The organism is Rhizobium phaseoli (assembly GCF_003985125.1).
Taxonomy (GTDB): domain Bacteria; phylum Pseudomonadota; class Alphaproteobacteria; order Rhizobiales; family Rhizobiaceae; genus Rhizobium; species Rhizobium phaseoli.
This window is the reverse complement of record NZ_ML133576.1, coordinates 82,727-94,840: the sequence shown is the minus strand read 5'-3', so window position 1 is coordinate 94,840 and position 12,114 is coordinate 82,727. Positions and strand designations below refer to the sequence as shown.

The following is a 12,114-nucleotide window of genomic DNA, read 5'->3' as shown; positions in this document are numbered from 1 at the left end:
TTTGTCAGCCGACAAACTCACCGTCCCCATGCTTGGTGAATGAGGCCGGCGATCTCGGCATTGACGGCGTCCATCGCCTCGATCGCCCGGTCATAGGTTCCCCGGTTCATCGAGGAGCGCTCGACCTCGTAAAGGGTCTGCTTGGTAATGCCGGCATCCGAAATCGCCGTCGATTTGACCATCTGGTTCTTCAGCATGAATTCGTGGAACATGGTCGACATGAAGCCGACCATCTGCGCCTGCGGCACGTCGGTCGGTTCGTAGCGGGTGATGAGATAGCGGTACCAGGAAAGGTTCACCTCGGCGCCGGCCGCCCGGATCGGCTTCAGTATGCCGCCGAGCATCAGCAGGAACTGGCCCATCGACATGACGTCGAGCATCTGCGGATGGATGGTGATCAAGACGCTGGTCGCCGCGGTCAGCGCCGTCAGCGTGAGATAGCCGAGCTGCGGCGGGCAATCGATGACGACGACGTCGTAGCGGTCGTCGACCTCGGCGAGCGCACGCGAGATGCGGGTGAAGAAGGTCTTGCCGTCATTGCTCGATTTGTCGGCCATGGCGAGCGGCGTATCGTATTCATATTCCTGCAGATCCAGATTGGCCGGCACGATATCAAGGCCGGGAAAATTGGTCTGGTGGATGATTTCCGAGAGCTTCTTCTTCTCGCCGTCGTAGCGGATCGCCTCGTAGAGCGAGGAGGCCTGGTCGAATTCCGGCTGGAAGCCGTGCAGGGAAGAGAGCGAGGCCTGCGGATCGAGATCGACGGCGAGCACGCGATGGCCGGTCAGCGCCAGATGCTGGGCAAGATGGGCAGCCGTCGTCGTCTTGCCGGAGCCGCCCTTGAAGTTGACGACGGCGATGACCTGCAGTTTCTCATTGCCGCGGCGATGGGGCACATACATGCGACTTTCGGAGCGGCCATGCGCATCGAGATAGCGCCTCAGTTCCAGCATCTGCTCGGCGCCGTAGGAGCGCCGCCCGGAAGGCGAGGTCTTGGGGCAGGGGCCTTTGCCTTCGAGATGCAGCTTCTTCAGCGTGCTCTGCGACGCCCCGACATAATTGGCGACCTCCGCCAGCGAGAAGCTGCGCAGCGTCTTCTTCGCATTCGGCGGAAAACGCTGCACGCTGAGCAGATGCAGCTTCTTTGAAATCACGTCGCCATGTTCGAGAATCTGATCCTCGAAATGCAGTGGTGCTGCCTTCAAGGCATTCAAATTAGCGTTCATCGGCGGCAATCTCTCGGATAACGATTTTCGGGCTCAAAAGCCCGTCTAACCGTTATTATCCGCGATTCTCTGATGCCGGCCAAGAATTTTAAGGTTAACGCATATTAACCTTTTGGCTGCGCGTTCAAATTTCGGTCGGTGCTGCATGATGTCCGGAAAGGCCGGGGAGTTGGGCCGGGGGCGCTTATAACGCGCCCCCGGCGGCGCCCGGCCGAAGGGGAGGGGCATTCGGCGGGCTTAACTCAACAGCGCTTCACCTGTGGCAATGCGCTGCTCGTCAGCGCCGAAAAGGTGTACGGCATCGTGGATCGGCGCGATCCTTAGGACATCGCCGGGGGCGGCCCTGATCCGCTCGCGGAAGACGCAGGTGAGCGTCTGCCCTCCCAGCCGGACGAGGACCAGCGTTTCCGAGCCGGTCGGCTCCACAACGATGGTCGTCACCTCGATGCCGTCGGGGTCGAGACTGATATGTTCGGGACGGATGCCGTAGATAACCGCGTCGCGCGGGCGGCGCTCGCTCGGCAGCAGCAGGCCATCCTCAGTGCGGAAGCCGTCCTCGGTCATGCTGCCCTTGATGAAATTCATCGCCGGCGAGCCGATGAACCCCGCGACGAACAGATTGCTCGGCCGGTCGTAGAGTTCGAGCGGCGAGCCGGACTGTTCGATCAACCCGTCCTTCATGACGACGATCTTGTCGGCCATGGTCATGGCCTCGATCTGGTCGTGGGTGACGTAGATGGTGGTCGTCTGCAGCCGCTGGTGCAGCTCCTTGATTTCCGAGCGCATCTGCACGCGCAGCTTGGCGTCGAGGTTCGACAGGGGTTCGTCGAAGAGAAAGACGGCGGGATCGCGCACGATGGCGCGGCCCATCGCTACGCGTTGCCGCTGACCGCCGGACAATTGCTTCGGATAGCGCTCCAGGAGATTTTCGAGGCCGAGAATCTTGGCGGCGTTGCCGACCCGGTGGTCGATCTCCGACCTCGGCATGCGCTTCAGCCGCAGCGAGAAGCCCATGTTCTTGGCGACCGTCATATGGGGATAGAGCGCGTAGTTCTGGAACACCATCGCGATGTCGCGATCCTTGGGCGCCAGCTCGTTGACGATGTGCTTGCCGATCTGGATCTGGCCCGAGGTGATGCCTTCGAGGCCGGCGATCATCCGTAGCAGCGTCGATTTCCCGCAGCCGGAGGGGCCGACCAGCACCACGAATTCACCATCACCGATATCGACCGAGACGCCTTTGATGGCTTTGAATGCGCCGTAATCCTTGCGCGCATTGTTGACCGAAACATGGGCCATGAAACTCCTCCCGAATTCGCCGTCAAAGTCCGTTCAAGACATTTTTGAGATAATCGAGGCCGAGGCGCTCGCCCTCTTTGCGGGCGGCCAGATCCTTGCCCGGCCAGCCATAGGCGGCATCCTCGTGCTCGATCGAAAGCGTGCCGTTAAAACCGTGGCTGCGCGCCTGCCTGATGAAACGCGGCCAGTCGAGGAGGCCAAGCCCCGGCAGTTTGTACTGCCACCAGCCCCTGCTGTGATAACCGAGCGCCTGCAGCGCCTCGCGATCGATCGCCGTGTCCTTGGCGTGCAGGATGGCGATGCGATCCTTCACCGCCTCCAACGCCCGATAGGGATCGACGCCGATGCGGATGAGATGCGAGGGATCGAATTCCAGCCCGAAGCGGCGGTCCGGGATCCTCGCGAAAAGCGCCTGCCATCCCTTCGGCGTCGTGCCGACGAAATTGTCTTTCGGTCCCGGCCAGTTCTCGATCGCGAAGGTCAGGCCGGAGGATCGCGTCTCGGCGATCAGCCCGTTCGCGAAGTCGGCGAAATCGTCATAATTGGCCTCCTCGCCCGCGCTGTCGTCGCGTCCGGGGAAGATCACGAAGATCGGCACGCCGGTCTCGCCGATCGCCCGGGCGAATTCCGCCGTCCTTGCCCGGAGCTCCCGGCGTTTGTCGCGGTCGGCATCGAGCTGGTTGCCGAAATAGGTGAGAGAGGAGACGAAGAGGTTGCGCTGCCTCGCAAGCGCGACGGCGTCCGCCACCCGGTCCGGCGTCTTGATATGGCCGCCGACATCGATCTCGATGGCGTCGAAACCGGCCGAGGCGGCGAAGTCCACCACTTCCTCCAGCGGGCGGTCATTGAATGTCGAGGTATAGAAGCCGATCTTCACCATATCCTCCCGGGCCTGTTGCCCGTTTCAGCCGTTCAGGCGATCCATGTTTTTCAGCGGCGAGCGGGTGCGTTGCGCCACGTCCGCCGATGCGAGCATGAGGGCGGCTGCCATCGGCATCGCCGCTGCGCCGATGGCCGAGGCGTCCTCGCCGATCGAGGCGCGATGCAGCGAGGGCAGGTTGGTATCCTCGGCGTCGAGATGTTCGTGCACATAACGCAGCAATTCGTCGACGATGCGGATCGGCAGCCGGCCGCCGACGAGCACGGCGTCGGGATCGACGATCATGGCGATATGTTTGACGGCGACCGCCAGATGCGCACTCATTTCCTTCAGCCATTGCGAAACGAGACGCTTGCCATGCGCGTCGAGCGTCAGCAGATCCTGGGGAATGTCGACCTTGATGCCGTGTTTGGCCAGGAAATCATAGAGGAAGAACAGCGAGAAGATCTCGCCGAGAAGCTGGACCTTCTGGCCCTTGCCGTCGCGGCCGTCGGCGATCGGCAGCCAGCCGATCTCGCCGCTGAGACCCATGGCGCCGCGATGGCCGTTGCCGTCGAGCACAAGGCCGCCGCCCGGGCAGGCATTGACGGCGATATAGAAGAAGCTGCTGCTTTCAGCGCCGAGGCCGTAATCGAGCTCGGCAAGGGCTGCCGCATTGGCCTCGTTCTCGATGAAGACGGGGTGCTGTGTCAGGTTCTCGAGTGCGGCGCGCACGTCGAATTCCGTCCATTCCTGATAGGCATCCGGCTTGCCGAGCAGCGAGATTTCACCCAGCCAATCCGGCACGGCAAGGCCGATGCCGGCAAGGCGCGCATCGTCGATCAGCCGGCTGCGCTGGAAATGCGAGATCGCATCTGAAGTCAGCTGCATGAATTCACCAGGCAGGATGAAGCGCTTTTCGTGATGCACGCGGGCGCGCACATTGCCGACGGCATCGACGGCCAGAATCGTCAGATGGTCGCGGTCGATATTGATGCCGATCGCGAAACAGGCGTCGGGATTGATTTCGAGCTCGATTGCCGGCTGGCCCCGCAGCCCGTGCCGGCGGCGGGCCTCCATGATCAGGCCCTCGTCCAGCAGCCGGTCGACGATGCGGGCGATCGCCGGTTTGGTGAAGCCGGTGCGCCGCGCGATTTCGGCGCGCGAAATCGGCGCCTGGCGATGGATGCAGCGCAGGACGACGGCCCTGTTGTGTTCGCCGGCGTCCTCGACATTGGCGCCCGTCAGATCGGGGGAGAGCTTTGCGCCGGGCATCTGGTTCATACGTCACATCCTTCCTCGCGCCAGAAAAGCAGGACCGGCCTCATCCCTTCACCGCGCCGCTGGTCATCGCGCCGAGGATCAGCCTCTGGAGCGACAGGAAGGCCACGATCGCCGGAACGACCGAGATCAGGCAGGCGGCGGCCAGTAGCTGGATGGACGAGTCGGTCTGCATGCCGCGGAAGTTAAAGATTCCGACGCCGATCGGCATCAGGTCATTTTTGGTGAGCAGCAGGAAAGGCACGAGGAATTGCGACCAGCCGGCAATGACGGTGATGATGAAGACCGAGGCGATGCCCGGCGCTGACAAGGGCAGGATGATGCGCCAGAAGACCGAGTAGCGGTTGCAGCCGTCGATCATCGCGGCTTCGTCGAGGCTGCGCGGAATACCGTCGACCGTGCTTTTCAGCAGCCAGGTCGCCAGCGGAACGCCGAGCGCGATATAGACCATGACGACGGCAAAATGCGTGTCGAGCAGGCCGAGCCGGTTCATGTAGCGGTAAAGCGGCACCATGATGACGAGCGGCGAGATCATCTGGAAGAGCAGCAGCCCCATCATCGACAGGCCCTTGCCGCGGAACTGGAAGCGAGAAAAAGCGTAAGCCGCGGGCAGTGCCACGATCAGCACCCCGAGCCCGCTCAAGGCGGCAAGCTTCAGCCCGTTCCAGAGATAGATCGGAAAATAGCTGTTGTTGAGAACGGTGATGAAATTCTGGATGGTGGGGTTGTCGGGAATATAACGCGCCGCGCCGCGATAGACCTCGCGCTTGTCGCGCAGCGCCATCGACAAGAGATAGGTGAGGGGGCCGGCGAAGAAGACGAACATCACCAGCATGAAGAGATAGCTGAAGGCATCGCCGAGCCGCGTTCCAGTGCGTCCGCTCATTGCTCTTCTTCCTTCGGCAGGAACGACGCATAGACGAAGGCAAGGCCGAGGCTGATGATCAGCATGAGCACGGAGAGCACGCTGCCGCCCGACAGGTCGTAGTTCCGGAAAACGATGTTGAAGACGTAGAGCGAGATCACCTCGGTCGCGCGGCCCGGCCCGCCGCCGGTCAGCGTGATGATCGCATCGAAGGTGTTCACCGTCTGGATGGTAATCAGGATCATGTTGACGAGGATCGCGGCGCGCAGCTGCGGCAGCGTAACGAAGAAGAACTGCTGCGAGGCGGTCGCGCCGTCGACCTCGGCGGCTTCATAGAGCGATGGATCGATCGCCTTTAGCGCCGCATACATGACGACCATCGAAAAGGCGGTGCCGCGCCAGATGTTGGAGATCAGCGTCGACCAGGGCGCCATCGCCGGATCGGAGAGCCAGGCAACGGTCGGCATGTGCATGAGCCTGAGAATGCTGTTCAGCGCGCCATAGGGCGCCTCGGAAAACAGCATCTGCCAGATGATACCGCCGGCAATGCCGGGAACGACCCAGGCAATGAGCGCCGTCGTCCGGAGGATCGTGGTGCCGAACAGGCCGCGCTTTTCGCCGCGGATGACGGTGACGGCGACGGCAAGTCCAAGGATCTGCTGGCCGATGACGCTGCCGCCGACGAAAATCAGGGTGGCCCATAAAATGTCGGGCAGCTGCGGCGAGCTCAATGCATTGGTGATCGAGCCGAGCGTATAGTCCTGATTTTCACCGATCAGCGTCGCATTGGTGAAGGAAAGCCGGAAAACATCGATGACGGGATAAAGGTAGAATATGCCGATGACGATGATCACGGGCATGATCCAGGGCAGGGGAGCGCCGGCGAAACGGCGCATGAACGTTCTGCTTTGAGGCGGGCTGTCGGCCTCGATGGCAATTGGGCTCATTGGCTTCCCTGTCCTGATTTGGCAAAGCCGGCGACGCCCGCAGGCAGGCGCCGCCGCTGTCTGAAGCGTTGGAGATCGCCGCTGCCCCTCACCCTAACCTCTCTCCGCTCGCGGGGAGAGGGGACGTGCCCTGCGAGGGGTAGATGGAAACGGGGAGCTTGCGGCTTGTCCCCTTCTCCCCGTCACAACGGGGAGAAGGTGGCGGCAGCCGGATGAGGGGCTGCCTAGCGACGCAGCATCACAGCCGCTTGTAGGCCTCGATCGCCGCGCTGAATGCGGCATCCAGGGCTTCTTCCGGTTTCTTCGTGCCCGAGAGCACGTCGCCCATCATGATCTGGATCTGGTTCGATATTTCAGGATAGATCGGCACGCCGGGGCGGGCCTGGCCGTCGACCAGGGCGTTGGCGAAGGTCTTGTTGGCTTCCGTCGAGAAGACCTCGTATTTGTCGAAGAGCGACTTCCTCGTCGGCAGCTGCTGCTGCAGCGCGTTGCCCGGGCCCATATAGACGTCACGCGCCAGATTGGCGCACATCTCGATCTTGTCCTTGTCCTTGCTGAAGGAGGCGATTGTCCACCCGCCGGTGCCGGTCGAGCGCTGGTCGGCGGAGGGGCCGGGGATCGGCGAGAAGGTCCAGTTCTTGAATTCGTCCTCGTCGAGAGTGGCCTTCAGCTGTGCATATTGCCAGTTGCCGCCGATGAAGAGCGCTGTAGTCCCGGCCGCGGCCGCAGCGTTCATGTCGTCGTAGTTGGCAATGGTGCTGACGCGCTTGGGAGCTGCGCCGGAATCGACGAGATCCTTGAAGTAGTTAAGCGCCTTGAGGAATTTCTCCTTGTTCTCGCCTTCGCCGAACACCGGCTTGCCGCTGTCGTCGACGAGCTTGCCGCCGAGTGCCCAGTAGTTGGCGAGCCAGTCGAAGGTCGTGCCTTCCCAGCGCCCGCCATTGAAGAGCACGCCTTCCATGCCTTCCTTGGTGGAGGCAATCGCGGCCTTCTTCAGGTCGTCCCAGGTCGCAGGCGCATCTGATACAATCGACTTGTTGCGGTAGAGCACGCGAAGGTCAGTATCCCACCACCAGGCGCGGATGGTCTTGTCCTTGTCGGTGATGCCGGCGCGGATGAAGGGGAAGAGATCGTCCACTTCTTCCTTGGAGAAATAGGGCGTGAAATCGGCCAGCACGTGGTTGACCATGAACTGCGAAAGCACGAAGGAGTCGACAGCGGCGCAATCGGGCGCATTGCCGGCCTTGGCCTGCTCCAGCATCTTGGCCTGTTCGGTGCCGATGTCGGAGGACATGAACTGCATCTGCAGCTTCCAGTCCGGGTGCTTCTTGATGAAATCGACGAAGATCTTCTGATAGCCCTCGGCGATCGCGGGATCGGAATTGTTCGGGCTGTCGTTCGTCAGGCGGACGACGAGGGTTTTCGGCGCATCGGCAAGGCCGATCCGGTCTTTGGTGGCAAGTTCCTGGGCAAAAATGGCGGATGCTGAAAATAAGACAGTGCTCAGCGTCAATGCGCTGACGGTGGCGCTCTTCATGATGGGTCTCCTCCCCATTTTGAACGAATACAGCCTGGCGGTCGGTTGACCTCTCCTCATTTCCGTGCTGCATTAATTAGATTAAGTTACTTTGATTTGATGTCAAGCCACAGCTTTGGGAGGCGAAAGCCTGGGAGGTTGAGATGCTGGCGACATTCAACAGCAGCTAGCGCGCGCCCTGATTTTCGGAAGGGGGCATGCGCCAATTAAAGTGACGGGGCGCGCCTTTCAGGCCCGCGGTATATCTGCTCTCGCAATTTTCCTGAAGAAGGCCATGAGGCAATCGCGATGGTCGCGATGGCCCGGTCTGGTTTTTGCCCGGCTGCGGCGCAGCCGGAAGTCAGCCCATGGAGGATAAGATGCGTCTACTCATTCTCGGCACCGGCGGCATGGCCAATCAGCATGCCGCACGCTTCAAGGCGATCGAAGGCGTCAGCGTCGTCGGCGGCGTCGATGTCGTTCCGGAGCGGCTCGCGGCCTTCTGCACCGAACACGGCATCGCCAATCATTTCCTCTCGCTCGAGGATGCGCTTGCCTGGGGCGAGTTCGATGCGGTCGCCAATGTCACGCCCGACAGCATCCACCACCCGACGACGCTGCAGGCGATCGCCGCCGGCAAGCATGTCTTCTGCGAAAAGCCGCTCGCCACCGATGCGGCGAAGGCCATGGAGATGACCGAGGCGATCGAGCGGGCAGGCAAGGTGGGCATGGTCAATTTCACCTACCGCAACTCGCCGGCGCTGCAGAAGGGCCGGCAGATGGTGCTCGCCGGCGAGATCGGCGCTGTGCGCCATGTCGAGGCGTCGCATCTGCAGAGCTGGCTGGTCGGCCGGCACTGGGGCGACTGGAAGAGCGAAAGCAAATGGCTGTGGCGGCTGAGCAAGAAGCACGGCTCGAACGGCGCGCTCGGCGATATCGGCATCCACATCGTCGATTTCGCCTCTTATGGCTCCGGCCTCGACGTCGCCCACGTCTTCGCCCGGCTGAAGACCTTCGACAAGGCGCCCGACCACAAGATCGGCGAGTATGATCTCGATGCCAATGACAGTTTCACCATGAATGTCGATTTCACCAATGGCGCGATCGGCACGATCCAGGCGACACGCACCGCCGCCGGCCAGATGGATCAGCTGCGCCTCAGGGTCTACGGCGAAACCGGCTCGGTCGAGATGATCTACGATACCGGCAAATCGACGCTGCGCGCCTGCCTCGGCGAAGACGTCCACACGGCGACCTGGCGCGACGTGCCCTTCGATCCCGTCGAGACCAATTACCAGCGTTTCGTCCAGGCGGTGCGGGCGGGCAAAACCCAGGAGCCGTCGTTCCGCCGCGCGGCGAATATCCAGAAGGTGCTCGATAAGGCACTCGCCTCCGACCTCAGTCACAAAGACGAAGCGCTCACTTAAGCCGATGCCGGCGGCAGCAGCAGCGTGTTGAGGAAGGGCAGCAGCGCCGCGCCGAGCGCTACGCCGCCGCCGCTGAAGCTGGCGGGCCGCATCGGCGAAATCCATGGCGTGATGATTGGCCGCGTCGCGGTATCGCGCCGCTCGATGGAAAGCTGGTGGATCAGCGCCTCGATCACGCTTTGCGGCAGGTCTCCGCCGATCATGACGGTGCTCGGGGCGAAGAAGCCGGCCATGGCGATGATCGGATCGAGAAGATGGCCGGCCGCCTCGCGGATCCATTGCGACAGCAGGGGACAGGAGAATTCCTCGCCGTTCAGCAGCCGGGCGAAATCTTCGTCGCCGATGCGCGCCCGCAGCGATCCGAAACCGACGACGGTGTTGAGCCGAACATTGTCGGGCCCGGTAAGCATTTCGCCGATGCTGCCCGCCCTCCCGTGCACGCCGGAATAGGGAGCGCCGCGGATGAGGAAGCCCGCCTGCACGTCGTCATCGATGACGATCATCGCGAGCCCACCCTCCGGCAGGGCGCTGCCGATCGTGCGCTCGGCAAGAAGACCCGCGGTGCATTCGTTCTCGACATAGGGGCGCGCGATCGTCGACATCGCGGCGATCGCGTCGCTCTCGTCCTCCGTCCAGTCGTTGGTGGCGATGCCAAGCCCGATGACCGGCCTGGCGGCATGCCGATCGACCATGTCGCGGACGGCCGCATGCACAAGCCCGACCTTGTTCGCCGGCTCCACCTCGAAATAGGCCCGCTCATGCACCTGGCCGCTCAGATCGACGAGCACGATCTCGCCACGCCGCTCGCGAAGCTTGACCCCGACCGAAAAGGCGCCTTCTGGCCGCAACGCGAATTCCGTCGCCGTGGCGCCGCCGCCGAGCCCGTTGCGGCGGTTCGAGGTGACGAGCTTCTCCTCCGCCAGCCGCCGCAGAATATTGGTGATGCCGGGGCCGGTCAGCCCGCTATGTCGCCCAAGCTCGGTGCGCGTCAGCGGCCCATGCCGGCGGATCGCTTCCAGGATGACGCGAATATTCCGGTCGGCGATCTCGCCTGACCTGAGCCCCACCGTTTTGGCGCGCGGACCGCCCATCTCCTGGGTGTGAAGCCGACGCGGCCCTGACCGAAGATACCGCATGACCGCCTTTCCTAGAGCACTACCTCGGTTGTGTATCACGCTTGCAGGTGTTCGTAACGATTTTCCGGTAGATGGTTGTAACGAAGGGCCGCGGCTCTACACAGTATCGGAATTACTTGCGTGGAGCGTTGAATTCAACCGATGACTGATGAACATTCTCCCGCCACTGATCGTGACGCAAACGCCACCCAACCAATTCTCGTCTTGCGAGGGAGTGTGAGACACCTCTTCATGATCCTTGGCGTCATGGCACTCTGTTCCGTCTACCTCCTACTTATCGCCCTTGGGCAGATCGAAATGCACACCCGTACGAGCGGTGTCGGAGAGGCCCTGTTCGCGATCCTGTTCCTCGCCCTCATCGTCTATGTCGCGGTAAAGGCTCGGCAGGTGGACTTCACGAAGCCCACAATGGTGATCGGGCCCGACGGCATCGCTGGCCAACGGCTGCCGAAGCTCATCCCTTGGCAGATGATCGAACGTGTTGATATCCCAGAGGCCCGGTGGGCGGGATTCATTTATCTAACTGTACGGAAAGAGGCTGATCCGGAGATACTTGAAGTGCTGCGCAAGCGGCAACCTCTTGAAAGGACCGTCGCGATACCGCACAGATGGGTTCCGGGGTTCCGTTCAAGCGAAGTCAAGGACGTCGTGAATCGCTACTTTGAACGCTCACGACAACGCTGAAGCGGGATGAATATCTGCTTCCGGCGGCTCATCTCCTGATGTCGCTCCGACCGGCTCTACGATTTAGTAGCTGCAGGGGCGATCGTTGCCGAAGCCGTCCCGGCAGGCAGGTCTGAGTCCATAGTCGACGCTGCTGTATCCAATCGAGCCGGTTTGCACCGAGTCGGTTGAGCTGGTCGTGCACGAAGACAAGGACACGACAACCGCGACGACGGTTGCTGCGGCTGCCAATGATTTGCGAATCTGGAGCATCCCACCCTCCCCATCGCTGGCTGAGCGCCAGCGTCTTCAGCGTGATCACCCTGCACATAGGCCGACGCGGCGATCGGTAAACCGTTGCGACCGATCAAGATTCCGTTATTCGTTGACGGCCCGGCGCCGGCTTCCCCGCGGAGGACACCATGCCCGCAGCGATATTGATTGGAGCCTCTGGTTCCGGCAAGGCTACACTTGCTCAGGCAATTGCCGCGCGATCTCCCGATCGCGACGACAACTTCTCGGCCGAAAGCGCCTTGTCGGGGCTGACATTCCGGCCGGTGGAATTTGCTACCAGGAAAAGAGATATCCGGGGGGGCGCGAACGCAACGATGGATGCCACCAGCCCGACCTAGGGCGAAGTGGTCATCGAAAAGCCCGGTAGCGGCGCCTTCTATGCCCCCCGAGAAACACTGCAGCGGAGGGACGTCACGCAACTGGTGTTTCCCGGCGTGACGACGGAGGTCTGTATCCAGACGACCATGCGCGAGGCAAATGACCGCGGTTGCGAATGCCTGCTCGGAGAGGCGGCGACGGAAGCTATTTCCCTCAATTCACGGTCGCTGCAACCGATCCCGGCATGAAACCATCTGACTGAAAGTTCTCTATGCTTCAGTTG

At 62.0% G+C, this 12,114-nt stretch carries 12 protein-coding genes and 1 pseudogene; 4 read left to right on the top strand and 9 right to left on the bottom strand.

The annotated features are described in order from the left end of the window. Positions 1 to 17: 17 nt before the first annotated feature. The 7 genes from repA to EFD56_RS19970 form a co-directional block, all read right to left on the bottom strand. Positions 18 to 1,226, bottom strand: a complete 1,209-nt coding sequence (gene repA, locus EFD56_RS20000; protein ID WP_012490398.1) for a plasmid partitioning protein RepA — start codon at positions 1,224 to 1,226, stop codon at positions 18 to 20. Positions 1,227 to 1,463: 237 nt separating this feature from the next. Further along, the gene (locus tag EFD56_RS19995) at positions 1,464 to 2,525 is read right to left on the bottom strand and encodes an ABC transporter ATP-binding protein (protein WP_004676952.1); all 1,062 of its coding nucleotides are present in this window, start codon (positions 2,523 to 2,525) and stop codon (positions 1,464 to 1,466) included. Between the two features lie 22 nt (positions 2,526 to 2,547). Further along, positions 2,548 to 3,402 (bottom strand): sugar phosphate isomerase/epimerase family protein, encoded by an 855-nt coding sequence (locus tag EFD56_RS19990; protein ID WP_041684158.1) that lies wholly within the window; start codon positions 3,400 to 3,402, stop codon positions 2,548 to 2,550. A gap of 27 nt (positions 3,403 to 3,429) precedes the next feature. Next, a complete protein-coding gene (locus EFD56_RS19985) occupies positions 3,430 to 4,668 on the bottom strand; it encodes an ROK family transcriptional regulator (RefSeq protein ID WP_012490396.1) in 1,239 nt (412 codons plus the stop codon). A 40-nt stretch (positions 4,669 to 4,708) separates the two neighbouring features. Continuing rightward, a complete protein-coding gene (locus EFD56_RS19980) occupies positions 4,709 to 5,551 on the bottom strand; it encodes a carbohydrate ABC transporter permease (RefSeq protein WP_126906052.1) in 843 nt (280 codons plus the stop codon). Beyond that, on the bottom strand, positions 5,548 to 6,477 hold the full coding sequence (locus EFD56_RS19975) for a carbohydrate ABC transporter permease (RefSeq protein ID WP_004678775.1): 930 nt from the start codon (positions 6,475 to 6,477) through the stop codon (positions 5,548 to 5,550). Before EFD56_RS19975 ends, EFD56_RS19980 begins: the two co-directional genes overlap by 4 nt. Positions 6,478 to 6,715: 238 nt before the next feature. After that, on the bottom strand, positions 6,716 to 8,014 hold the full coding sequence (locus EFD56_RS19970) for an extracellular solute-binding protein (RefSeq protein WP_126906051.1): 1,299 nt from the start codon (positions 8,012 to 8,014) through the stop codon (positions 6,716 to 6,718). Between the two features lie 359 nt (positions 8,015 to 8,373). Between EFD56_RS19970 and EFD56_RS19965 the strand changes: the two genes are divergently transcribed. After that, positions 8,374 to 9,420 carry a Gfo/Idh/MocA family protein gene (locus EFD56_RS19965; RefSeq protein WP_037147245.1) on the top strand — a complete coding sequence of 349 codons (1,047 nt, stop codon included), beginning with the start codon at positions 8,374 to 8,376 and terminating at the stop codon, positions 9,418 to 9,420. Here the strand turns inward: EFD56_RS19965 and EFD56_RS19960 are convergent. After that, positions 9,417 to 10,556 (bottom strand): ROK family transcriptional regulator, encoded by a 1,140-nt coding sequence (locus EFD56_RS19960; protein WP_037147093.1) that lies wholly within the window; start codon positions 10,554 to 10,556, stop codon positions 9,417 to 9,419. The genes EFD56_RS19965 and EFD56_RS19960 overlap by 4 nt on opposite strands. Before the next feature lie 231 nt (positions 10,557 to 10,787). Here EFD56_RS19960 and EFD56_RS19955 point away from each other — a divergent pair, with 231 nt between their 5' ends. Next, a complete protein-coding gene (locus EFD56_RS19955; protein WP_225882730.1) occupies positions 10,788 to 11,240 on the top strand; it encodes a hypothetical protein in 453 nt (150 codons plus the stop codon). A gap of 63 nt (positions 11,241 to 11,303) precedes the next feature. On the opposite strand, the gene EFD56_RS33200 is transcribed toward EFD56_RS19955, so the two are convergent. Then, positions 11,304 to 11,492: a hypothetical protein gene (locus tag EFD56_RS33200; protein WP_037147100.1), complete on the bottom strand. Its 189-nt coding sequence runs from the start codon at positions 11,490 to 11,492 to the stop codon at positions 11,304 to 11,306. Positions 11,493 to 11,641: 149 nt separating this feature from the next. Between EFD56_RS33200 and EFD56_RS33195 the strand changes: the two genes are divergently transcribed. After that, positions 11,642 to 11,851: an adenylate kinase family protein gene (locus tag EFD56_RS33195; RefSeq protein ID WP_051679618.1), complete on the top strand. Its 210-nt coding sequence runs from the start codon at positions 11,642 to 11,644 to the stop codon at positions 11,849 to 11,851. Then, a pseudogene (locus EFD56_RS33190) lies at positions 11,852 to 12,063 on the top strand (cysteine hydrolase family protein); the annotation flags it as partial. It lies immediately after the preceding gene. Positions 12,064 to 12,114 lie beyond the last annotated feature (51 nt).